The following is a 22,645-nucleotide window of genomic DNA, read 5'->3' on the forward strand; positions in this document are numbered from 1 at the left end:
TTCTATTCACCACCTTCGCGGCGCACGATGCGTGCCTTCATGGGGAGCTTGTGGATGGCCAGGCGCAGGGCTTCCTTCGCCACCTCATCGGTGACGCCGGACAGCTCGAAGAGCACGCGGCCGGGCTTGACGTTGGCGACCCACCATTCCGGGGAGCCCTTACCGGAGCCCATGCGGGTCTCGGCGGGCTTCTTGGTCAGCGGGCGGTCCGGGAAGATGTTGATCCAGACCTTGCCACCGCGCTTGATGTAGCGGGTCATGGCGATACGCGCCGCCTCGATCTGGCGGTTGGTCACGTACGCCGGGGCCAGCGCCTGCACGCCCCACTCCCCGAAGGACACCGTGGTGCCGCCCTTGGCGACGCCGGTGCGCTTGGGGTGGTGCTGCTTGCGGTACTTGACGCGACGGGGAATCAGCATTTATGCCTCACCATTCTCTGCGGTCGTGGTCTCGGCCTGCGCGGAGGCACCGGTGCGAGCCGCATCGCCCTGGGGCTGCTGGCTGTCGGTGCGCCGCTCCTGCCGATGCTCGGCGGAGGCCCCGCGACGACGGCGCTCGCCGCCGCGACGCTCGCCGGCACCGCCGCGACGGTCCCCGCCGCGGCCGCCGCGCCGGTTGCCCTGCGCGGCCTGCTGGGCGGCCAGCTCCTTGTCGGTCAGGTCGCCCTTGTAGATCCAGACCTTCACGCCGATGCGGCCGAAGGTGGTCTTGGCCTCGAAGAAGCCGTAGTCGATGTTCGCCCGCAGGGTGTGCAGGGGCACGCGGCCCTCGCGGTAGAACTCCGAGCGGGACATCTCGGCCCCACCCAGACGCCCGGCGCACTGGATCCGGATGCCCTTGGCACCGGCGCGCTGAGCGGACTGGATGGCCTTCTTCATCGCGCGGCGGAAGGCCACGCGGGAGGCCAGCTGCTCGGCCACACCCTGGGCGACCAGCTGAGCGTTGACCTCGGGGTTGTTGACCTCGAGGATGTTCAGCTGGATCTGCTTGCCGGTGAGCTTCTCCAGCTCGCCGCGGATGCGGTCGGCCTCGGCGCCGCGGCGGCCGATCACGATGCCGGGGCGGGCGGTGTGGATGTCCACGCGCACGCGGTCCCGGGTCCGCTCGATCTCGACGTTGGCGATGCCGGCGCGGTCCATGCCCTTGGACATGAGCTCGCGGATCTTGATGTCCTCACGAACGAAGTCCTTGTAGCGCTGGCCTTCCTTGGTGGAGTCAGCGAACCAGTGCGACTTGTGGTCCGTGGTGATCCCCAGTCGGAATCCGTGCGGGTTGATCTTCTGTCCCACTTAGCGGTCCTCCTCGTTCTCCGGGGTAGCGAGCACCACGGTGATGTGGCTGGTTCGCTTGTTGATGCGGTACGCGCGCCCCTGGGCCCGCGGCTGGAACCGCTTCATGGTGGGGCCCTCGTCCACGAAGGCCTCGGACACGTACAGGTCCTCCTCCGTGAAGGCGACGCTGTCGCGCTGAGCCAGCTGGCGGGCGTTGGCCACCGCGGACTCCACGATCTTGAACACCGGCTCCGAAGCGCCCTGCGGGGCGAACTTCAGAATCGCCAGAGCCTCATTCGCCTGCTTGCCACGAATCAGGTTGACGACGCGCCGGGCCTTCATAGGCGTCACGCGAACGTAGCGCGCAGATGCCTTGGCTTCCATTGCCTATCTCTCTTTCGTCTTCTAGCCGAAGAGCGTGAGCTGCTGGATCGGGGGAACCCGACCTAGCGGCGCTTGCCCTTGCGGTCGTCCTTCACATGGCCGCGGAAGGTCCGCGTGGGAGCGAATTCGCCGAGCTTGTGCCCGACCATCGACTCGGTGATGAACACGGGGATGTGCTTGCGTCCGTCGTGCACGGCGATCGTGTGCCCGAGCATGTCGGGGATGATCATCGAGCGGCGGGACCACGTCTTGATGACGTTCTTGGTGCCCTTGTCGTTCTGAGCGGCGACCTTCAGGTAGAGGTGCTGATCGACGAAAGGGCCCTTCTTCAGACTGCGAGGCATGTGTCAGGCTCCTTAGCGCTTCTTGCCGGTGCGACGGCGACGGACGATGAGCTTGTCGCTGTCCTTGTTCGGACGGCGGGTGCGCCCCTCGGGCTTGCCGTTCGGGTTGACGGGGTGCCGACCGCCGGAGGTCTTGCCCTCGCCACCGCCGTGCGGGTGGTCCACCGGGTTCATGACGACGCCGCGCACGGTCGGGCGGATGCCCTTCCAGCGGTTGCGCCCGGCCTTGCCCCAGTTGATGTTGGACTGCTCGGCGTTGCCGACCTCGCCGATCGTGGCGCGGCAGCGCACGTCAACGTTGCGGATCTCCCCGGAGGGCAGGCGCAGCTGGCCGTACTTGCCCTCCTTGGCCACCAGCTGCACGGAGGCGCCGGCGGAGCGGGCGAGCTTGGCGCCCCCGCCGGGACGCAGCTCCACCGCGTGGATCACGGTGCCCACGGGGATGTTGCGCAGCGGCAGGTTGTTGCCGGGCTTGATGTCGGCGTTGGGGCCGGACTCCACGACGTCGCCCTGCTGCAGGCGGTTCGGGGCGATGATGTAGCGCTTCGCCCCGTCCACGTAGTGCAGCAGCGCGATGCGCGCGGTGCGGTTCGGATCGTACTCGATGTGCGCGACCCGGGCGTTCACGCCGTCCTTGTCGTGGCGGCGGAAGTCGATCAGGCGGTACTGGCGCTTGTGGCCACCGCCCTTGTGCCGGGTGGTGATGCGCCCGGAGCTGTTGCGCCCGCCGTTCTTGGGCAGCGGACGGACCAGGGACTTCTCCGGGGTCGTGCGCGTGATTTCTGCGAAGTCGGCGACGCTCGAGCCGCGGCGGCCCGGGGTCGTCGGCTTGTGCTTACGGATTGCCATAGTTGTCTTCCTCGTTCAAGTGGTCTCCGCAGGCTCAGGCCTGCGGACCGCCGAAGATGTCGATGCTGCCTTCGCGCAGGGTCACGACGGCACGCTTGGTGCTCTTGCGCGCTCCCCAGCCGAAGCGGGTGCGCTTGCGCTTCCCGGCACGGTTGATGGTGTTCACACCCGAGACCTTGACGCCGAAGATGCGCTCCACGGCGTCCTTGATCTCGGACTTGTTCGAGCGGGGGTCGACCTCGAAGGTGTACTTGCCTTCGTCGATCAGGCCGTAGCTCTTTTCCGAGACGACGGGGGCGATGATGACGTCACGGGGATCCTTGATGGTGGCGCTCACTGGGCGACCTCCTGGTTCTTTCCGGCCTTGCTGGCCACGACCACGAACACGTCGTAGGCGTCCTTGGTGAAGACCACGTCGTCGGCCAGCAGCACGTCGTAGGTGTTCAGCTGGTCGGCGTAGAGCACGTGGGCGTTCACCAGGTTGCGCACGGACAGCGCGACGGCGTCCTCCTTGCGGTCGATGACCACCAGGACGTTCTTGCGCGGGGTGATCTCGGCCAGGGCGGCCTTCGCGGCCTTGGTGGACACGGAGTCCACCAGGGAGGAGACCACGTGGATGCGACCGTGGGCGGCCCGATCCGAGAGGGCCTGGCGCAGGGCCGCGGCCTTCATCTTCTTGGGGGTGCGCTGGGAGTAGTCGCGCGGGACGGGCCCGTGGACGATCCCGCCGCCGGTCATGTGCGGGGCGCGGATGGAGCCCTGGCGGGCCCGGCCGGTGCCCTTCTGCTTGAAGGGCTTGCGCCCGGCCCCGGAGACCTCTCCGCGGTTCTTGGCCTTGTGGGTGCCCTGGCGGGCGGCGGCCAGCTGCGCGATGACGACCTGGTGCAGCAGAGCCGTGTTGGGCTCCAGCGCGAAGACGTCGTCGGGCAGGTCGACGTTCAGGGTTTCGACTGCCATGGTGTCAGGCTCCCTTCACAGCGGTGCGCACCAGAACGACGCCGTTCTTGGGGCCGGGGACGGCGCCCTTGATCAGCAGCACGTTGTTCTCGGTGTCGACACCCTGGATCGTGAGGTTCTGGGTGGTGTGGCGGGTGTTGCCCATCCGCCCGGCCATGCGCATGCCCTTGAACACGCGCGCGGGGTAGGAGGCGCCGCCGATGGACCCGGGCTTGCGGTGGTTCTTGTGCGCACCGTGGGAGGCGGAGACGCCCTTGAACCCGTGGCGCTTCATGACGCCGGCGAAGCCCTTGCCCTTGGTCTTGCCGATGACGTCGACCTTCTGGCCGGCCTCGAACATCTCGACCTTCAGCTCCTGGCCGAGGGAGTACTCGGAGGCGTCCGCGGTGCGGATCTCCACGAGGTGGCGGCGCGGGGTGGTCCCGGCCTTCTCGAAGTGCCCCGCCATGGGCTTGGTGACCTTGCGCGGATCGATCGCACCGAAGCCGATCTGCACCGCGGAGTAGCCGTCGGTGTCCTGGTCGCGCAGCTGGGTGACGACGTTGGAGTCGGCCTTGACGACGGTCACCGGCACGAACTTGCCGTTCTCGTCCCAGACCTGGGTCATGCCGAGCTTGGTGCCCAGCAGGCCCTTCACCTGGCGCTCGAAGTGGTTAGTCATGGGGATGCGATCCTCTTTACAGCTTGATTTCGATGTTCACGTCTGCCGGGAGGTCGAGGCGCATGAGCGAGTCGACGGCCTTCGGCGTGGGATCGACGATGTCGATCAGCCGCTTGTGCGTGCGCATCTCGAAGTGCTCGCGGCTGTCCTTGTACTTGTGCGGCGAGCGGATCACGCAGTACACGTTCTTCTCGGTGGGCAGCGGCACGGGGCCGACCACCGTGGCGCCCGCGCGGGTCACCGTCTCAACGATCTTGCGAGCCGAGGAATCGATGACCTCGTGGTCATACGACTTCAGCCGGATGCGGATTTTCTGTCCCGCCATCTGTCGGACTCTCTTTCTTCAAGTACTTCCCTGTGATGGGACCGGACGGTCCCTTGTGGTGGCGTCTTCAGGCAAGCGCCCGCGAGCCGCTCGCCGCTGGGGCGATCGCTACGGGATCCTGGCGCCGCTTCGCACGAGCTGAATCCGGACGGATTCCGGGTTCCTCACCTCGCCGAAGCACCGACCCCCGAACTCGGGCGTGTCGCGCGCGCTGCGCGCGGAGACGCCGTGAACATCTCGGACCGGGTCGTTGTGGCTTGCGCGGAGCGCACCGCCGTGAGCCGGAAGCGGGACTTCCGGTGCACGCGGCGCATCGACGCCTGCAAGCGCTTGAACAACGTCCTCCATCCTGCCATGCCCGGCAAGCCGCCCGCAAGCGCTGGAGGGATTCGTGGTCGAACACACACCCACCGAGGGCAGCGGGCGATGGCGGCGACCCATGGCCGGCGATCGCGCGGCACGCGCCCGGGGACGCCGGAAGGCCCCGACACACCTGAAGTGTGCCGGGGCCTTCTCGCAGATCCGGTCGGCGCGAGGGCTGCCCGCGCCGACCGAGCAGGTCGGGTGACCTTACTTGACGATCTTGGTCACACGACCGGAGCCCACGGTGCGGCCACCCTCGCGGATGGCGAAGCCGAGGCCCTCCTCCATGGCGATCGGCTGGATCAGCTCGACCGACATCTCGGTGTTGTCACCGGGCATGACCATCTCGGTGCCCTCGGGCAGGGTGATGACGCCGGTGACGTCGGTGGTCCGGAAGTAGAACTGCGGACGGTAGTTCGAGTAGAACGGGTTGTGACGCCCACCCTCGTCCTTGGACAGGATGTAGACGTTCGCCTCGAAGTTGGTGTGCGGGGTGATGGAACCCGGCTTCACCACGACCTGGCCGCGCTCGACGTCGTCGCGCTTCAGGCCGCGCAGCAGCAGACCGCAGTTCTCGCCGGCCCAGGCCTCGTCGAGCTGCTTGTGGAACATCTCGATCCCGGTGACCGTGGTCTTCTGGATCGGGCGGATGCCGACGATCTCGACCTCGGAGTTCAGGGCCAGGGTCCCGCGCTCGGCGCGACCGGTCACCACGGTGCCGCGCCCGGTGATGGTGAAGACGTCCTCGATGGGCATCAGGAACGGCTTGTCCTTGTCGCGCACGGGGTCCGGGATGTACTCGTCCACGGCCTCCATGAGCTCCTCGATGGACTTGACCCACTTCTCGTCGCCCTCCAGCGCCTTCAGCGCGGAGACGCGGATGACGGGGGCGTTGTCGCCGTCGAACTCCTGGGAGGACAGCAGCTCGCGGACCTCCATCTCGACGAGGTCCAGCAGCTCCTCGTCCTCGACCATGTCGGCCTTGTTCAGGGCGACCAGCAGGGTCGGCACGCCGACCTGGCGGGCGAGCAGCACGTGCTCGCGGGTCTGGGCCATCGGGCCGTCGGTGGCGGCGACCACGAGGATCGCGCCGTCCATCTGGGCGGCACCGGTGATCATGTTCTTCACGTAGTCCGCGTGGCCGGGGGCGTCCACGTGGGCGTAGTGGCGCTTCTCGGTCTGGTACTCGATGTGCGCGATGTTGATGGTGATGCCGCGCTGCCGCTCCTCGGGAGCGGAGTCGATCATGCCGAAGTCCTGGAGCTCGTTGAGGTCCGGGTACTTCTCGGCGAGGACCTTGGAGATCGCGGCGGTCAGGGTGGTCTTGCCGTGGTCGACGTGACCGATGGTGCCGATGTTGACGTGAGGCTTGGAGCGCTCGAACTTAGCCTTAGCCAAGGGTGTTCCTCCTAGAACGTTTGTGTGGAAGCTTGCGCTGGCCGCGCGCAGTCCGCTGTGGAAGACGGATTCCCTGTCTACCTTAGCGGATTTCCCGCAGACGCGTGAAGCGCCGGCGCAAGCCGGGGGTCCCCGTCGGCCCGCCCCGTGCGGGGCGGACCGGCGGAGTGGGGATCACTCCCCGCGGGACTTCTGGATGATCTCGTCCGCCACGGCCTTGGGGACCTCGGCGTAGCTGTCGAAGGTCATCGAGTACACCGCGCGGCCCTGCGTCTTGGAGCGCAGGTCGCCGATGTAGCCGAACATCTCGGACAGCGGGACGAGGGCGGCCACCAGCTTGATGCCGGCGACGTCCTCCATGGACTGGATCTGGCCGCGCCGGGAGTTCAGGTCGCCGATGACGTCGCCCATGTACTCCTCGGGGGTGCGGACCTCCACGGCCATCAGGGGCTCGAGCAGGACCGGGTTGGCGCGCCGCGCGCCTTCCTTGAAGACCATGGAGCCGGCGATCTTGAAGGCCATCTCGGAGGAGTCGACGTCGTGGTAGGCGCCGTCCACCAGGGTGGCCTTCACGCCCACGACCGGGTACCCGGCGAGGATGCCCAGCTGCATCGCGTCCTGGATGCCGTGATCCACGGACGGGATGTACTCGCGCGGCACGCGCCCGCCGGTGATCTTGTCCTCGAACTCGTAGAGCTCCTCGGAGTCCAGGGCGATCGGCTCGAAGGAGACCTGCACCTTCGCGAACTGACCGGAGCCGCCGGTCTGCTTCTTGTGGGTGTAGTCGACCTTCTCCACGGCCTTCTTGATGGTCTCGCGGTAGGCCACCTGGGGCTTGCCCACGTTGGCCTCCACGCGGAACTCGCGCTTCATGCGATCCACCAGGATGTCCAGGTGCAGCTCGCCCATGCCGCCGATCTCGGTCTGGCCGGTCTCCTCGTTGAGGTTCACGGTGAACGTGGGGTCCTCGGCGGAGAGCTTCTGGATGGCGGTGGACAGCTTCTCCTGGTCGCCCTTGGTCTTGGGCTCGATGGCCACGAAGATCACGGGCTTCGGGAAGGTCATGGACTCCAGCACGATCGGGTGGGCCGGATCGCACAGGGTGTCCCCCGTGGTGGTGTCCTTCAGCCCGATCGCCGCGTAGATGTGCCCGGCCTGGATCTCCTCCACCGGGTTCTCCTTGTTGGAGTGCATCTGGAACAGCTTGCCGATGCGCTCCTTGCGGCCCTTGGTGGAGTTGGTGACCTGCTGGCCGGAGGAGGCCACGCCGGAGTAGACGCGGATGTAGGTCAGCTGGCCGTAGAACGGGTGCGCGGCGACCTTGAAGGCCAGGGCCGAGAACGGCTCGTCCTTCGAGGGCTTGCGGGTCAGCTCGACCTCCTCGTCCTTGGGGTCGTGCCCGATCATGGGGGGCACGTCCAGCGGGGACGGCAGGTAGTCGATGACCGCATCCAGCATGGGCTGCACGCCGCGGTTCTTGAAGGCCGAGCCGCAGAACACGGGGTAGGCCTCGTTGTTCACGGTCAGCTGGCGCACGCCGGCCTTGATCTCGTCGATCGTGAGCTCTTCGCCCTCGAGGTACTTCTCCATGAGCTCCTCGGAGGCCTCCGCGACGGCCTCGATCAGCTCGTTGCGGTACTGCTCCGCGCGGTCCTTGAGCTCCTCGGGGATGTCCCGGGTCTCGTACTCCGCACCCATGGTGACATCGCCCTTGGCGTCGCCGGGCCACACGTAGGCCTTCATCTCCAGCAGGTCGACGACGCCGACGAAGTCGTTCTCCGCGCCGATCGGCAGCTGCATGACCAGGGGCTTGGCCCCCAGGCGCTTGACGATGGTGTCCACGGTGAAGTAGAAGTCCGCTCCCAGCTTGTCCATCTTGTTGACGAAGCAGATGCGGGGGACCTCGTACTTGTCGGCCTGGCGCCACACGGTCTCGGACTGGGGCTCCACGCCCTCCTTGCCGTCGAAGACCGCCACGGCGCCGTCGAGCACGCGCAGGGCGCGCTCGACCTCGACCGTGAAGTCCACGTGGCCGGGGGTGTCGATGATGTTGATCTGGTTGTTCTTCCAGAACGTGGTGGTCGCGGCCGAGGTGATGGTGATGCCGCGTTCCTGCTCCTGGGCCATCCAGTCCATCGTGGAGGCGCCGTCGTGGGTCTCACCGATCTTGTGGTTGATGCCCGTGTAGAACAGGATGCGTTCGGTCGTCGTGGTCTTGCCGGCATCGATGTGGGCCATGATGCCGATGTTGCGGACCTTGTTCAGGTCGGTAAGCACGTCACGTGCCACGGTGTCTCCTTCAGGTGGATCCGTGCCCTCGGGACCCGCCCGCCGGTGCCGGCGGGCGGGTGGGGCATGAGATTACCAGCGGTAGTGGGCGAAGGCCTTGTTGGACTCGGCCATCTTGTGGGTGTCCTCGCGGCGCTTCACAGCGGCACCGAGACCGTTGGAGGCATCCAGGATCTCGTTCATCAGACGCTCGGTCATGGTCTTCTCGCGGCGCAGCTTGGAGAAGCCGACCAGCCAGCGCAGGGCCAGCGCGGTGGCGCGCCCGGCGCGCACCTCGACCGGCACCTGGTAGGTGGCGCCGCCGACGCGGCGGGAGCGGACCTCCAGGGAGGGCTTGATGTTGTCCATGGCCTTCTTCAGCGTGGCCACGGCGTCGCCGCCCTCGGCCTTCTGCGCCACGCCCTCGAGGGCGCCGTAGACGATGCGCTCGGCGGTGGACTTCTTGCCGTCCTGTAGGACCTTGTTGATCAGCTGGGTGACCAGCGGGGAGCCGTAGACCGGGTCGACGACGAGAGGACGCTTGGGAGCGGGACCCTTACGAGGCATTACTTCTTCTCCTTCTTCGCGCCGTAGCGGGAGCGGGCCTGGCCGCGGTTCTTGACGCCCTGGGTGTCCAGCGCGCCGCGCACGATCTTGTACCGCACGCCGGGGAGGTCCTTCACACGACCGCCGCGCACGAGCACGATGGAGTGCTCCTGCAGGTTGTGGCCCTCACCGGGGATGTACGCGGTGACCTCGACGCCGCCGTTGAGCTTCACGCGAGCGACCTTGCGCAGCGCGGAGTTCGGCTTCTTCGGGGTGGTGGTGTAGACGCGGGTGCACACGCCGCGCTTCATGGGGCTGCCCTTCAGTGCGGGCGCCTTGGTCTTCTCGACCTTGGGAGTCCGGCCCTTGCGGACCAGCTGCTGAATGGTAGGCACTGTTCGTGTTCTCCAGTTGGTGCTTCGCCGCGGCCGTCCCCGTGCTGGACACGGGGGAAGCCGCTGCTCGGTGTCTGTCCCAGGCGGTCTCGGGTGAGGAGCCGGTTCTGAGGCACTGATACGTCGCCGACCGGCGGGCGGGGAGATCGGAGCGGTTTTGGGCACGCGGAGACGATGGCATTTTGGCGCAGAGCGTGCGCGCCAGAGGACCGTATCCATACCTGCCATTGATTCCGAAGCCCACCGCCGTGATCGCCTCCGGTGTCGCGTCCGCGAGACTCCGAAGCCGGAGCCCTGTGGGCACGCACCCGCGCTGGGGCTGGTACTTCGTCGTCCAGCATACACGAGGCCCCGCCGCCCCGGAAGAGCCCATGAGCCACCGCACACCCGACGGCCCCGGGCGCTGCCGCCCGGGCCGGACTCACACCCGGTGCTCCCCCAGGCGCAGCTGCTCCTCGATCCGGCCCGCGCAGTCTCGCAGCGCCTCCAGGGTGGGCCCGAGCAGCCGCCGCGGCTCCGCGTGCTCCGTGCCCACGCGCGTGGAGACGTTCAGCCCCGCCACGACCTCTCCCCCGGCCCCGCGCACCCCGACGGCCAGCGAGCGCAGCCCGACCTCCAGCTCCTGGTCCACCAGCGCCCACCCGTCCCGGCGCACCTGCTCGATCCGCTGGGCCACGGCCTGCGGATCGGTCAGCGTGTGCCGGTTCAGCGCCCGCGGAGGGTGCTCACCCAGGTGCCGGTCCACCTCCTGCGGGGATCGCCCGGCGAGCAGGACCCGGCCCATCGACGTCGTCGCGGCCGGCAGCCGGGTGCCCACCGAGATGTCCACGGCCATGATCCGCTGCGCGGCCACCCGCGCCAGGTAGACGATCTCCGGCCCGTCCAGCACGGACAGGGACACCGACTCCCCCAGCCGGGCCGACAGCTCCCGCAGCGGGACCTCGGCCACCTGCTTGAGGGTCTGCCCGGACAGGTAGGCGTAGCCTAGGGACAGCACCTGCGGGCCCAGGCGGAAGGCCCGGCCCTCCACCTGCACGTAGCCCAGGTGGGCCAGGGTGTGCAGGAACCGCCGGGCGCTGGCCCGGCTCATCCCCGTGCGCTCGGCCACCTGCGCCAGGGTGAGCTCCGGGTGCTCGGCGTCGAAGGCCCGGATCACCGCCAGGCCCCGCTCCAGCGACCGCACATACGTGCCGGCGGCCGGCTCCTGCTCGTCGCGGCTCACGCGGCCTCGCCGTCGGGGAAGACCAGGGGCACCTCGGGCATCAGCTCGCGCAGACCGGACTCGTCGATCCCGTGCATCTGGCGCACCCGCACCTTCCCGTCGCCCTCCAGCAGGAACACCCCCAGGTCCGTGTAGACCCGGGAGACGCAGCCGACGCCGGTGAGGGGGAAGGTGCACTCGGGGACGATCTTGGCCGTGCCGTCCCGGGTGAGCAGGCGCATCATCACCCAGGTGGACTTCGCCCCGATCGCCAGGTCCATCGCCCCGCCCACCGCGGGGATCGCACCGGGCTTGCCGGTGGACCAGTTGGCCAGATCCCCGCCGGCGGAGACCTGGTAGGCCCCCAGCACGCACACGTCCAGGTGCCCGCCGCGCATCATCGCGAAGGAGTCCGCGTGGTGGAAGTAGGAGGCGCCCGGGGTCTCGGTCACCGGGATCTTCCCGGCGTTGATGAGGTCCTCGTCCACCTCCTCCCCGTGCGCGGCCCGGCCCATGCCCAGCATCCCGTTCTCGGTGTGCAGGGTGACCCCCTGCTCGGGGCCGAGGTGATCCGCGACGGTCGTGGGCTGGCCAATGCCGAGGTTGACGTAGGAGCCCGGGGCGATGTCCGCGGCGACCAGCCGGGCCAGGGCCTCCTTCTCCAGGGGCCCCTCGTCGGGGGACTGCGGCTCGGGCGTCTGCTGCTCGGGGGTGCTCATCGGCGGTCTCCTTCCGCGGGGGTGCTGGACGGCCGCCCGGCGCGCTCGCGCGCGGCCAGCCGCCCGGATTCGCTGGGGATGCGCACCAGCACGTCGGTGTAGACCCCGGGGGTCACGATGACCTCCGGGTCCAGCGGCTCCCGGGAGATCTCATCCACCTGCGCGATGGTGCGCCGGGCGGCCGTCGCCATGACGGGGCCGAAGTTCCGGGCGGTCTTGCGGTAGACGAGGTTGCCCCAGGCATCCGCGGCGAAGGCCTTGATCAGGGCGGCGTCGGCGTGGATCGGGGTCTCCAGCACGTGCCCGCGCCCGTCGATCATCCGGGTCTCCTTGCCCTCGGCCAGGGCCGTGCCGTAGCCGGTGGGGGTGAAGAACCCGCCGATGCCGGCCCCGGCCGCGCGCAGCCGCTCGGCCAGGTTCCCCTGCGGGACCAGCTCCAGCTCGATCCGCCCGGCCCGGTAGGCCTCGTCGAAGTGCCAGGAGTCGGACTGGCGGGGGAAGGAGCAGATGATCTTGGCGACCCGCCCCTCCCGGATCAGCCGCGCGAGCCCGACGTCGCCCTGCCCGGCGTTGTTGTTGACCACGGTCAGGCCCGTGGCCCCGCCCTCCAGCAGGGCGTCGATCAGCTCCATGGGCTGCCCGGCGTTGCCGAAGCCCCCGATCAGCACGGTCGAGCCGTCCTCGATCCCGGCGACGGCCTCGGCCGCGCTCTGCGCGATCTCGGTCATGCCCGCTCCTTCCCGTCATTCTCCTCGGACCGGGGTTCCTCGTCCCCGGCGACGTTCTCCAGGACCACGGCCAGGCCCTGGCCCACCCCGATGCAGATCGCGGCCACGCCCCACCGGCTGCCGGTCTCCCGCAGCCGCGCGGCCAGGGTGCCCAGGATCCGCCCGCCGGAGGCGCCCAGGGGGTGTCCGATGGCGATGGCCCCGCCGCGGGCATTGACGATCTGCGGATCCACCTCCCAGGCGTCCAGGCAGGCCAGGGACTGGGCGGCGAAGGCCTCGTTCAGCTCGATCGCCCCGACCTCGCCCCAGCCGATGCCGGCCCGGGCCAGGGCCTGTTCGGCCGCGGCCACCGGAGCGATGCCGAAGTCCTGCGGGACCAGGGCGTGGGCCCCGCGCGCGGCGATGCGGGCCACCGGGTCCCGCCCGATCAGCTCCGCGGCCTCCTCGCTGCCCAGCAGCACCGCGGAGGCGCCGTCGTTCAGCGGCGAGGCGTTTCCGGCGGTGATCCGCCCGCCGTCCTTGCGGAAGGCGGGGTTCAGCCCGGCCAGCTTCTCCTCGGTGGTCCCCGGGCGCAGGGACTCGTCCCGGGTCAGCTCGGTGTCCGGAACCTGGGCCACCAGCGCGTCGTAGAAGCCCTCCTCCCAGGCCTGTGCCGTGAGTCGGTGCGAGCGCGCGGCGAAGGCGTCCATCCGCTCGCGGGTGATCCCGCGGGTCTCGGCCAGCTGCTCGTTGGCCTCCCCGAGGGACACGGTCCAGGCCGGATCCATCCGGGGGTTGACCAGGCGCCAGCCCAGGGTCGTGGAGGCCAGCTCCAGGTTCCCGGCGGGGAAGGGCCGCTCGGTCTTGGGCAGCACCCAGGGGGCCCGGGACATGGACTCCACCCCGCCGGTCAGCACGATCCGCGCATCCCCGACGGCGATCTGGCGGGAGGCCTGCATCGCGGCGTCCAGGGAGGAGCCGCACAGCCGGTTGATGCTGGTGCCGGGCACGGACACGGGCATCCCCGCCAGCAGCGCGGCCATGCGGGCGACGTTGCGGTTCTCCTCCCCGGCGCCGTTGGCGTTGCCCAGCATCACCTCATCCACCGCCGCCGGGTCCAGCGCGGGGCTGCGCCGCAGGATCTCGGCCAGCACGAAGGCCGCCAGGTCATCCGGGCGGGTGCCGGACAGGCCGCCGCGGAAGCGCCCGAAGGGGGTGCGCACGGCGTCGTACACGTAGGTCTGTGCAAGGGCGCTCATCGGCGCTCATCCTCCTGGGCATCGGTGGGGTCATCGGCGTGGCCGGGGTCCTGGGCCGGGCCCGGATCCTGGGCAGCGGCCGGGGGCAGGTCCCCGATCTCGCGCAGGACCCGCTGGGCGCGGGCGAAGGCCGTGTTGGCCGAGGGCACGGAGCAGTAGATCGCGGTCTGCAGCAGGATCTCCTGCAGCTGGGCCACGGTGACGCCGTTGCGCCTGGCGGCCCGCACGTGCATGTCGAACTCCTCCCAGTGCTGCCCGGCGATCATCGCGGTCAGGGTCACGGCGCTGCGAGTCGGCCGGTCCAGACCGGGGCGGGTCCAGATCTCCCCCCAGGCGTAGCGGGAGATCAGGTCCTGGAAGGGGGCGGTGAACGCGGTGGCGGTGCGCGCGGCCCGATCCACGTGCGCGTCGGAGAGCACCTGGCGGCGCACCGCGGTGCCCTCGGCGTGGACCCGGTCCCGGTCCGCGGACCGCTCGGGCAGCTCGCCGTTCGGCCGGGAGCCGTCGGCCTGCACGGCGTCGGTGGGGGCGGCATCGCCAGCCGCGGGGGCGGCGCCGGCGGCCGCGGCGTCGGCGGCGGGCCGGTGCTCGGCGAAGAACTCCCGCAGCGCCCCGGCCACCTCCCTGGGCTTCTCCGCGCAGGCCAGGTGCGCGGCACCCTCGATGACCGCCAGGCGCCCGTCGGGCACCCCGTCGGCGATCTCGCGCAGGGATGCCGGGGGCGTGGCGGGGTCCTCGGCCCCGGCGATGGCCAGGACCGGCACCCGGATCTCCCGGAGGCGCTCGCGCAGATCGTGGCGGCTCAGGGCCCGGCAGATCTGCGCGTAGCAGTGCCGGTCCGCCTCCTGCAGGCTGTGCATCAGCTCGGTGGCCACGACCGGCTGGGCCGCGAGGAAGCCGTCCGCGAACCAGGTCTGGGTGCTGCGGATGACCTGGCTGGGGGTTCCGGAGGCGGCCGCGAACTCCGCCCGCTCCAGCCAGGCCTGCTCGGTGCCGATCTTCGCCCCGGTGCACAGGGCCGCCAGGGCGCTCACCCGCTCCGGGTGGGCCAGCGCCAGCTCCAGGCCGACGGCCCCGCCCACCGAGACCCCGGCGTACAGGAACGGGGTGTCCTCGGGCAGGCCCCGCTCGCGCTGCAGGCGCGCGGCCAGCGCGGCCACGCCCTCGGCCAGCTCGGCCAGGCTGTGCTGCGCGGTGTCGGCGGCCCCGCGGCCGTGCCCGGGCAGCTCCCAGCCGACCGGCTCGACGTCGCCCGCCAGCTGCGCGGCCGCCGGGGCCCACAGCGGGGTCACGGCGGTGCCCAGGGAGGGTCCGAGCATCAGCAGCGGACGGCGCGGGCGGTGGGCCGGCGCGTCGGGTTCGTCCCGGAGGTTCTCCCCCAGGGCGACGGCGGTCAGGGTCGGGGTGCTCATGGGCGTGCTCCTCGGTTCGCGGGCTCATCCGGTGCGATGCGGTCGCGCCATCGGCGGGCGGCGGCCAGGGCCAGGGCCACGGCGTCGCCGTAGGTCCCGGTGTCCTCGGGGTCGGTGTCGGGGGCCTCGGGGAAGGTCAGGGCGAGGTTGCGGGCCATCGGCTCGGGGTGGACCTCCAGGCCCTCCAGGAGACGACGCCCCAGAGCGGCGGCGATCATCCCGTGGGCCAGGACCTCGCGCAGCGGCTCCCACCCCAGGTGCCAGGCCACGTCCGAGCGCTCCTCCAGGGCCAGCGCGGCGCACTCGTGCAGCCGGCCCATCGCCGAGGCGGCGGCCAGCCCGGAGCGGCGCATCAGCACGGACAGCACGGGGTTGCGCTTGTGGGCCATGGCCGAGGAGCCCCCGCACCCCGGTGCCGCGGGCTCGGACAGCTCCCCGATCTCCCGGCGCGCCGAGACGACGACGTCGCCGCCGATCCGGGCGAAGCACTGCGCAGTCAGGGCCGGGGCCTGGGCCGCGGCGAGCACCGGCTGTCGCCGGGTGTGCCAGGGCGCGGCGGGCAGCGCCAGGCCCAGGCGCCGGGCCCAGGCCGCCAGCAGGGCCTGGGGGTCCCGCCCTCCCCGAGGGTCCCGGGGCAGCTGGGCACCGGTGCCCGCGGCCCCGCCGATCGCGACCGGCAGCCGCCGCAGGCTCGCGGTCAGCTCGGCCCGGGCCTCGGCGAGCCCGTCCAGCCAGCCGCCGGCCCGGGCCCCGAAGGTCGTGGGCAGGGCGTGCTGGGCCAGGGTGCGCGCGATCATCGGGGTGCGGGCCTGCCGCTGCGCGATCTCGGCCAGGGCGTCCCCGGCGGCCATCACCTCCGCGAGGATCCGCTCGGTGCCGGCGCGCATGCGCAGCATCAGCGCGGTGTCCATGACGTCCTGGCTGGTCAGCCCGCGGTGCACCCAGGCCCCGGGATCGGAGTCCGGCCCGTCCGGGGAGCCGGTGCCGCCCAGCCGGGACCGGACCCGCTCGCGCGCGGCGCGCACCAGCCCGATCACGGGGTTGCCCCCGGCTTCGGCCTCGGCCGCCAGGCCCGGCAGGTCGTAGTCCTCGGCCGCGCCGAGGGCCGCGGCCACCTGCTCAGCCCACCCGGAATCGAGGATGCCGGTCTCGGCCTGCGCCATGACCCAGGCCCGCTCGACCTGGAGGAGCGAGTCCAGGAAGGCCTCGGGGTCCAGGGCCTCCCCCGCGTGCTGCCCGCCGGGCAGCAGCAGGTCGCGGAACTCAGCCATCGGCCGCGACCCCCCGCCGGTCGGCGCGATCCTGCCCGACGCCCTCCTCATCGGCACCCTCCTGTCCGGCGTCGTCGGCCGCGGCCTCCGGGCCGGTGCCCGGCAGCTGCCCGGGGGCGGGATAGGCGTCGTTGCCCGAGTACTGCAGGAAGACCGTCTCGTCCTCGCCCTGCAGGGTGATGTCGAAGCGCACCGAGCCGTCCGCCTCGCGATGGGCGATCAGGGTGCGCCGGCGCTGCGGGTCCAGGGAGGCCAGCAGCGGGTCCGCCGCGAGCGCCTGCTCGTCCTCGGGCAGGTACGCCCGGGTGAACAGGCGGTTGAGCAGCCCGCGGGCGAAGATCGTGACCAGCCAGAACGGGGCGTGGCCGGGATCGGTCGGGCCCGGCTGCACCGTGGTGAAGGAGAACGTCCCCTCCCGGTCCACGAAGTCCCGGCCCCAGCCGGTGAACTCCCAGCCGCTGCGCACCAGGGAGCCGGTGCGCTGCGGGATCGAACCGTCCCGATCGGCCTGCCAGATCTCGATCATCGCGTCCGGGACCGGCTGCCCGGCGCCGTCGCGCACGGTGCCGAAGAAGCGCATCGCGCCCGGCACGCCGACGTGGACCAGCTCGCTGCCCCCGCCGAAGGGCAGGCCGTTGTTCTCGTAGGCCGTGGCGTAGCCGAAGAACGGGCCGATGGTCTGGCCCGGCGTCGGCGTGAGGTCCTCCGGCGGGTCGGTGACGGGCCGGCCGCGGCTGACCGGCACGGTCACGGGGGTGCGGTTCTGGGTGCTCATGCGTCCTCCTCGGGTTCCATCCAGGTGCGGCCGCTGCCGCCGAGCACGATGTCCCAGCGGTAGCCCAGCAGCCATTCGTGCTCGGAGACCTCGTGGTCGTAGGCCGCGATCAGCCGGTCCCGGGCCTTCTGGTCGGCGATGGACTGGTAGATCGGGTCCAGCGGGAACAGCGGGTCCCCCGGGAAGTACATCTGGGTGATCATCCGCTGGGTGAAGTCCGTGCCGAACAGGGAGAAGTGGATGTGCGCTGGGCGCCAGGCGTTGCGGTGGTTCTTCCACGGGTACGGCCCGGGCTTGATGGTCACGAAGGAGTAGGAGCCGTCCTGCCCCGTGATGGTCCGGCCGATGCCGGTGAAGTTCCGGTCGATCGGCGCCGGGTGCTGGTCCCGCTTGTGGATGTAGCGCCCGGCCGTGTTGGCCTGCCAGATCTCCACGAGCTGCCCGCGCACCGGGCGCCCGGCCGAATCCAGCACGCGCCCGCTGACCCGGATGCGCTCCCCGATCGGCTCCCCGCCGTGCTGGATGGTCAGGTCGCTCTCCAGCTCGCCGACGTCGCGGTGCCCGAAGGCCGGGGAGGTCAGCTCGATCAGCTCGGGGTCGGTGTGGTGCAGGTCCTTGGTCGGGTGGCGCAGCGCGGAGCTGCGGTAGGGGGCGAAGTCCAGGCGCGGCTGGGTCTCCCGCGTCCCCGAGGCCGCGTACTGCTCGTGCTGCTCCCGGATCTCCCGGCTGATCGCCTGCTGGCTGGCCGCGGCGGCGTCGGGGTCGGTGGGCACCTGAGCGTTCGTCTCGGCTCCGGCGGGCCGTTCGTCGTGGGTGGTGTGGGTGGTCATGGCTCGTCCTCTCGCGGGCTCGACGGCGGATGCGGGGTACCCGGGCCGACGCCGCGGGCGGCGTCGGCCCGGGCGGGTATCAGGTGCGGACTCGGCGCCGCTCGGCGTCGCTGCGCCGCTGCTCGGCGGCGGCACGCCGCTGCTCGCGCACCGCCTGCTGCACGGCCTTCCCGCCGAGCCGCTCCTGCGGCACGAAGGCCGTCTCCCGGGCCGAGAGGATCGTGACGCAGCTGATGAGGATGGAGACGACGACGAAGACGACCACGCCCTGCCAGCCGAAGCGCGGTTCGATGATCGCGGCGATCGAGGGAGCGAAGCCGATGAGCACCAGACCCAGCTGGTTGCCCATGGCCATGCCGGTGTAGCGCACGGGGGCGGCGAACATCTCCGGGAAGAACACCGTCCACACGGCGTTCCAGCAGGAGTAGAACAGGCCCTGGTTGACGATGCACAGCAGGAAGATCAGCCCCCAGCTGCCGGCGTGGATGGCCTCGAAGTAGAACCAGACGCTCACGATGCAGCCCAGGGCGCCGACCAGCAGCACGGGCTTGCGCCCGACCCGGTCCGAGAGCACCGCCAGCAGCGGGATCGCGGCCATGGACACCGCCATCGCCACGGCGTTGACCAGCAGCATCCGGGAGCGGTCCAGCCCGACGACGTTGGAGGCGTAGTTCAGGGCGTAGACCATCATGATGGACTGCACCACGGAGAAGAAGGTGATGAGGAAGACCCGCAGCACGTCCGTGCCCTGGGTGCGCAGCACCCCGACGGCGGGCACGGCCTGCAGCTGCCCGGTCTCCTTGGACTCCTCGAAGGCCGGGGTCTCATCCAGGTGGGCCCGGACGAAGTAGGCCAGGGCCAGCACGACCCCGGAGATCAGGAACGGGATGCGCCAGCCCCACCCGTACAGGGCGTCCTCGGGCAGGTTGGCCACGGGGATGAACACCAGGGCTGCCAGGACGTTGCCGGCCGAGCAGCCGATCATGGTGAAGCTGGTGAAGAAGGCCCGCCGCCCGTCCGGGGAGTGCTCCATGGTCAGGGTGGAGGCCCCGGCGGCCTCGGCCCCGGCGGAGAAGCCCTGCGCGGCCCGGCACAGCACGAGCAGCACCGTGGCCCAGGCGCCCACGGCCTGGTAGGTGGGCAGCAGGCCGATGGCCACCGAGGACAGGCCCATGATCATCAGGGTGATCAGCAGGGACAGCTTGCGCCCGACCCGATCCCCGATGTGGGACATCACCAGCCCGCCGATAGGCCGCACGATGTAGGCCACGCCGAAGGTCGCCAGGGAGGCCACGGTGGCGACGACGGGATCCCCCTCCGGGAAGAAGATGTGCCCGAAGACCAGGGCCGAGGCGGTGCCGTAGAGCACGAAGTCGTAGTACTCCAGGGTGGCCCCCAGGAAGGCGGCCAGGGCGGATTTGCCCGGTGTCTTGCGCACCGGATCCGACGGATCCGGGGCGTGCGATCCGGTGCGGGAGGCGTCCGGCGCGGGGGCCGGGGTGGTCTGCTCGCTCATGGGACTCCTTCGTCTCGTGGGCACGGGCGGCGCGCGGTGCGACGCCCGCCGCAGAAGGGCCCATGTGTTCGCTGTGCGAACTGTTGTACGTGATGCGCACCTCCGCGTAGTGTCGACGACGATACCCCGTCGGCGAGATCTGCGCCACTGCGGCGCCGCTGCCCCGACGCACCGACCCCGGGGACCCTCCCCGGACCAAGGAGCATCCCCATGAGCCTTCCCGGCCGATCCCACCTCGTGGGTCTGATCGGCGGCGGCATCACCGCCTCCCTGACCCCTCCCCGGCACGAACGCGCCGCGGACCGCCTCGGGCTGCGCTACCTCTACCGCCCGGTGGACCTCGAGGCCCTGCCCGGACACCCCGGTCCCGTCTCCGCCCAGCACGGGGTGGAGCTGCTCGGCGCGGCCCGCGAGCTCGGCTTCAGCGCCTGCAACGTGACCCACCCGTGCAAGCAGCTGGCCGTGGCGCCGATAGACGAGCTCTCCGAGGAGGCCGCCCGGCTGGGCGCGGTGAACACCGTGCTGTTCCGGGACGGACGGATGATCGGGCACAACACCGACGTCACCGGCTTCGCCGCCGCGCTGGCCGCGGGCCTGCCCGCGGCAGACCTGACACGGGTGGTGCAGCTGGGCACCGGCGGTGCCGGCTCGGCCACCGCCTACGCCCTGCTGGCCGCCGGCGCCCAGCGCCTGGAGCTGTTCGACGTGGATCGGCAGCGGGCCGAGGAGCGGGCCGCCGAGTACGCCCGGCTGTTCCCCGGGGCCGAGGTCCGCGCCCTGTCCCGCGAGCAGCTGCCCGAGGCCGTGGGCGAGGCGACCGGACTGCTCAACGCCACCCCCATCGGGATGCACCACCACCCCGGTGCGCCCCTGGATCTGGAGCTGGTGCACCCGGGACTCTGGGTGGCCGATGTGATCTACCTGCCGCAGGAGACCCCGCTGATCCGGCGCGCCCGCGCCCTGGGCTGCCCCGTGCTTCCCGGCGGCGGCATGGCCGTGGGGCAGGCCGTGGACGCCTTCACCCTGATCACCGGGCAGGCCCCGGACCGGGAGGCGATGGCCCGGGACTTCGCCGAACTGGTCACCGCCCAGCAGGGGCCCGGCACCCCGACGCCGCCGTCCCCCGCCGAGTCGACCCCCGCCCACGCGGAGAGCCAGCCCGCCGCCGAGGACGAGGAGGCCGGACGATGAGGACCTCGATCGCGACCGTGAGCCTGTCCGGGACCCTGGTGCAGAAGCTGCGCGCGGCCGCCGCGGCCGGATTCGACGGGGTGGAGATCTTCGAGCAGGACCTCGTCGTCGCCCCGGAGTCCCCGGAGCGGATCCGGGAGCTGGCCGCCGGGCTCGGGCTGAGCCTGGACCTGTACCAGCCCTTCCGCGATGCCGTGGGGGTCAGTCAGGAGGACTTCGCCCGGGTCCTGCACCGAGCCGAGGCGAAGTTCAAACTGATGGGCCGGCTCGGGATGGACCTGATGCTGGTCTGCTCCACCGTCGCCGGCGGGGTCACGGCCGATGACGCCGTCGGCGACGAGCTGACCGCCCGGCAGCTCGGGGAGCTGGCCGACGCCGCCGCGGCCCACGGCATCCGCCTGGCCTACGAGGCCCTGGCCTGGGGGGCCGCGGTGAACGACGTGGACCACTCCTGGCGGATCGTGCGCGCCGCGGACCGGGGGAACCTCGGGATCTGCCTGGACAGCTTCCACATCCTCTCCCGGGACTGGCCCACCGAGGGCATCCTGGACATCCCGGCGCAGAAGCTGTTCTTCCTGCAGCTGGCCGACGCCCCGCCGATGTCCCTGGACGTGCTCTCCTGGTCCCGCCACCACCGGGTCTTCCCCGGGGAGGGCGGCTTCGCCCTGGCCCGCTTCCTGGACACGGTGCTGCGCGCCGGCTACGCGGGGCCGCTGTCCCTGGAGATCTTCAACGACTCCTACCGCCAGACCAACGTCTACCGCACCGCCCAGGAGGCCCACCGCAGCCTGGTGTGGCTGCAGGACCGCGTGGCCGCGCTGCGGGCGCAGCGCGGGGAGGACGAGCGGCTTCCCGCCGATGCCGCGCTGACCCGGCTGCCGCAGGCCCAGGCACCCACCGGGATCCAATGGGCGGAGGTGCGCGGGCAGCGCACCGACGGGCTGCAGGCCCTGCTGGCGCAGCTGGGCTTCAGCCCCCGCGGGCGGCATCGGACCAAGCCGGTGCGGCTGTGGGAGCAGGGCGCGGCGCGCGTCGTGCTCAACGAGGACCATTGGGCCCGGGAGGAGGCGAGCCTGGCCTCCCTGGCCGTGCAGGTGCCCTCCGCGCAGGCCACCGCCCGCCGGTGCCGCGAGCTGGGCTTCCGCGAGGTCGCGCGCCTCGCCCACGACGACGAGCAGCGCTTCCCGGCCTTCCTCGCCCCGGACGAGACCGAGGTCTTCCTCACCGAGGCGACCGAAGGCCAGCCCGCGTGGGTCGCGGAGTTCGACCGGCCCGACGTCGGCGCGGCCCCCGCGGCCCAGCCGGAGGCCGACGCGGCGCTGATCACCGGGATCGACCACGTCAACCTCGCCCAGCCCCGCCACCACCAGGCCGAATCCATGCTGTTCTACCGCGCGGCCCTGGGCCTGGAGCGGCGGGCGGCCACGGACGTTCCGGGACCGGACGGGCTGATCAGCTCCCAGGTGGTGCGCACCGAGGACGGGTCGGTGCGCCTGCCGCTGAACGTGGCCCCGGACCTCAGCGCCCACCCCGGCCGGGAGCACGTGGCCTTCGCCTGCCGGGACATCCTGACCCTGGCCCGGCGGGCCCGGGAGGCGGGGCTGGGCTTCCTGCCGGTGCCGGAGAACTACTACGAGGACCTCGCGGCCCGCTTCGACCTGCCGGACTCGCGCCTGGGCACCCTGCGGGAGCTGGACCTGATGTACGACCGGGACGAGCGCGGGGAGTTCCTGCACTTCTACACCCGCACCGTCGGGCAGGTGTTCTTCGAGGTGGTCCAGCGCCTGGACGGCTACGACGGCTACGGCGGACCGGACGCCCCGGTGCGCCTGGCCGCCCAGGCCCGCCTGGCCGACGGGCTCTGAGAGCCCCGGCGAAGCACCTGGGAAACGGGGAAGGGCCCCGCACCGGCCCCCGACGCTCATCAGGCGTCGGGACCGGGGCGGGGCCCTTCACGGTGCCGTCACCGTGCGGGCGCGGTGCTCACCGCGCCCGCACGGTCC

24 protein-coding genes are annotated in these 22,645 nt (G+C 71.3%); 2 read left to right on the forward strand and 22 right to left on the reverse strand.

The annotated features are described in order from the left end of the window. Positions 1–2 precede the first annotated feature (2 nt). The 22 genes from rplP to AC0VXQ_RS08110 form a co-directional block, all read right to left on the reverse strand. Positions 3–419: a 50S ribosomal protein L16 gene (rplP, locus tag AC0VXQ_RS08005; protein ID WP_055684581.1), complete on the reverse strand. Its 417-nt coding sequence runs from the start codon at positions 417–419 to the stop codon at positions 3–5. Then, positions 420–1,289, reverse strand: coding sequence for a 30S ribosomal protein S3 (gene rpsC / locus AC0VXQ_RS08010; RefSeq protein WP_058731520.1), 870 nt, complete (start codon positions 1,287–1,289; stop codon positions 420–422). Further along, positions 1,290–1,655, reverse strand: coding sequence for a 50S ribosomal protein L22 (rplV, locus tag AC0VXQ_RS08015; RefSeq protein ID WP_055684583.1), 366 nt, complete (start codon positions 1,653–1,655; stop codon positions 1,290–1,292). A 62-nt stretch (positions 1,656–1,717) separates the two neighbouring features. After that, on the reverse strand, positions 1,718–1,999 hold the full coding sequence (gene rpsS, locus AC0VXQ_RS08020; RefSeq protein ID WP_055684584.1) for a 30S ribosomal protein S19: 282 nt from the start codon (positions 1,997–1,999) through the stop codon (positions 1,718–1,720). A gap of 12 nt (positions 2,000–2,011) precedes the next feature. Beyond that, entirely contained in the window at positions 2,012–2,848 is an 837-nt protein-coding gene (gene rplB, locus AC0VXQ_RS08025) for a 50S ribosomal protein L2 (protein WP_058731519.1), read from the reverse strand. Positions 2,849–2,882: 34 nt separating this feature from the next. Next, positions 2,883–3,185: a 50S ribosomal protein L23 gene (gene rplW / locus AC0VXQ_RS08030; RefSeq protein ID WP_055684586.1), complete on the reverse strand. Its 303-nt coding sequence runs from the start codon at positions 3,183–3,185 to the stop codon at positions 2,883–2,885. Then, on the reverse strand, positions 3,182–3,805 hold the full coding sequence (rplD, locus tag AC0VXQ_RS08035) for a 50S ribosomal protein L4 (RefSeq protein WP_475528264.1): 624 nt from the start codon (positions 3,803–3,805) through the stop codon (positions 3,182–3,184). Before rplD ends, rplW begins: the two co-directional genes overlap by 4 nt. A gap of 4 nt (positions 3,806–3,809) precedes the next feature. Further along, the gene (rplC, locus tag AC0VXQ_RS08040) at positions 3,810–4,466 is read right to left on the reverse strand and encodes a 50S ribosomal protein L3 (protein WP_055684588.1); all 657 of its coding nucleotides are present in this window, start codon (positions 4,464–4,466) and stop codon (positions 3,810–3,812) included. A gap of 16 nt (positions 4,467–4,482) precedes the next feature. Beyond that, positions 4,483–4,791: a 30S ribosomal protein S10 gene (gene rpsJ, locus AC0VXQ_RS08045; RefSeq protein WP_030015043.1), complete on the reverse strand. Its 309-nt coding sequence runs from the start codon at positions 4,789–4,791 to the stop codon at positions 4,483–4,485. Between the two features lie 570 nt (positions 4,792–5,361). Next, positions 5,362–6,552 (reverse strand): elongation factor Tu, encoded by a 1,191-nt coding sequence (tuf, locus tag AC0VXQ_RS08050; RefSeq protein ID WP_055684589.1) that lies wholly within the window; start codon positions 6,550–6,552, stop codon positions 5,362–5,364. Positions 6,553–6,726: 174 nt separating this feature from the next. Next, positions 6,727–8,841 carry an elongation factor G gene (gene fusA / locus AC0VXQ_RS08055; RefSeq protein WP_055684590.1) on the reverse strand — a complete coding sequence of 705 codons (2,115 nt, stop codon included), beginning with the start codon at positions 8,839–8,841 and terminating at the stop codon, positions 6,727–6,729. 72 nt (positions 8,842–8,913) lie between these two features. Then, positions 8,914–9,387 (reverse strand): 30S ribosomal protein S7, encoded by a 474-nt coding sequence (gene rpsG, locus AC0VXQ_RS08060; RefSeq protein ID WP_055684591.1) that lies wholly within the window; start codon positions 9,385–9,387, stop codon positions 8,914–8,916. Continuing rightward, positions 9,387–9,761 carry a 30S ribosomal protein S12 gene (gene rpsL / locus AC0VXQ_RS08065; protein WP_055684592.1) on the reverse strand — a complete coding sequence of 125 codons (375 nt, stop codon included), beginning with the start codon at positions 9,759–9,761 and terminating at the stop codon, positions 9,387–9,389. The genes rpsG and rpsL overlap by 1 nt, the downstream gene beginning before the upstream one ends. A gap of 421 nt (positions 9,762–10,182) precedes the next feature. Beyond that, entirely contained in the window at positions 10,183–10,983 is an 801-nt protein-coding gene (locus tag AC0VXQ_RS08070; RefSeq protein WP_055684593.1) for an IclR family transcriptional regulator domain-containing protein, read from the reverse strand. After that, the gene (locus AC0VXQ_RS08075) at positions 10,980–11,681 is read right to left on the reverse strand and encodes a CoA-transferase (protein WP_058731518.1); all 702 of its coding nucleotides are present in this window, start codon (positions 11,679–11,681) and stop codon (positions 10,980–10,982) included. Before AC0VXQ_RS08075 ends, AC0VXQ_RS08070 begins: the two co-directional genes overlap by 4 nt. Beyond that, a complete protein-coding gene (locus AC0VXQ_RS08080; RefSeq protein WP_475528270.1) occupies positions 11,678–12,409 on the reverse strand; it encodes a 3-oxoacid CoA-transferase subunit A in 732 nt (243 codons plus the stop codon). Before AC0VXQ_RS08080 ends, AC0VXQ_RS08075 begins: the two co-directional genes overlap by 4 nt. Beyond that, positions 12,406–13,647, reverse strand: a complete 1,242-nt coding sequence (locus AC0VXQ_RS08085; protein WP_475528272.1) for a thiolase family protein — start codon at positions 13,645–13,647, stop codon at positions 12,406–12,408. The genes AC0VXQ_RS08080 and AC0VXQ_RS08085 overlap by 4 nt, the downstream gene beginning before the upstream one ends. After that, positions 13,644–15,059, reverse strand: a complete 1,416-nt coding sequence (gene pcaDC / locus AC0VXQ_RS08090) for a bifunctional 3-oxoadipate enol-lactonase/4-carboxymuconolactone decarboxylase PcaDC (RefSeq protein WP_081275376.1) — start codon at positions 15,057–15,059, stop codon at positions 13,644–13,646. Before pcaDC ends, AC0VXQ_RS08085 begins: the two co-directional genes overlap by 4 nt. Next, positions 15,056–16,330 (reverse strand): lyase family protein, encoded by a 1,275-nt coding sequence (locus AC0VXQ_RS08095; RefSeq protein ID WP_055684597.1) that lies wholly within the window; start codon positions 16,328–16,330, stop codon positions 15,056–15,058. The genes pcaDC and AC0VXQ_RS08095 overlap by 4 nt, the downstream gene beginning before the upstream one ends. After that, positions 16,323–17,105, reverse strand: coding sequence for a protocatechuate 3,4-dioxygenase subunit alpha (pcaG, locus tag AC0VXQ_RS08100; RefSeq protein WP_064724941.1), 783 nt, complete (start codon positions 17,103–17,105; stop codon positions 16,323–16,325). The genes AC0VXQ_RS08095 and pcaG overlap by 8 nt, the downstream gene beginning before the upstream one ends. Beyond that, entirely contained in the window at positions 17,102–17,935 is an 834-nt protein-coding gene (gene pcaH, locus AC0VXQ_RS08105) for a protocatechuate 3,4-dioxygenase subunit beta (RefSeq protein ID WP_231376972.1), read from the reverse strand. The genes pcaG and pcaH overlap by 4 nt, the downstream gene beginning before the upstream one ends. 79 nt (positions 17,936–18,014) lie before the next feature. Then, positions 18,015–19,451, reverse strand: coding sequence for an MFS transporter (locus AC0VXQ_RS08110; RefSeq protein WP_064724942.1), 1,437 nt, complete (start codon positions 19,449–19,451; stop codon positions 18,015–18,017). Positions 19,452–19,661: 210 nt separating this feature from the next. Here AC0VXQ_RS08110 and AC0VXQ_RS08115 point away from each other — a divergent pair, with 210 nt between their 5' ends. Further along, positions 19,662–20,642, forward strand: coding sequence for a shikimate dehydrogenase (locus AC0VXQ_RS08115; RefSeq protein WP_475528276.1), 981 nt, complete (start codon positions 19,662–19,664; stop codon positions 20,640–20,642). Continuing rightward, positions 20,639–22,507: a bifunctional sugar phosphate isomerase/epimerase/4-hydroxyphenylpyruvate dioxygenase family protein gene (locus AC0VXQ_RS08120; RefSeq protein WP_358292956.1), complete on the forward strand. Its 1,869-nt coding sequence runs from the start codon at positions 20,639–20,641 to the stop codon at positions 22,505–22,507. The genes AC0VXQ_RS08115 and AC0VXQ_RS08120 overlap by 4 nt, the downstream gene beginning before the upstream one ends. The last annotated feature ends 138 nt before the right edge of the window (positions 22,508–22,645 follow it).

Source organism: Rothia sp. QJM3NY_36 (genome assembly GCF_056173115.1).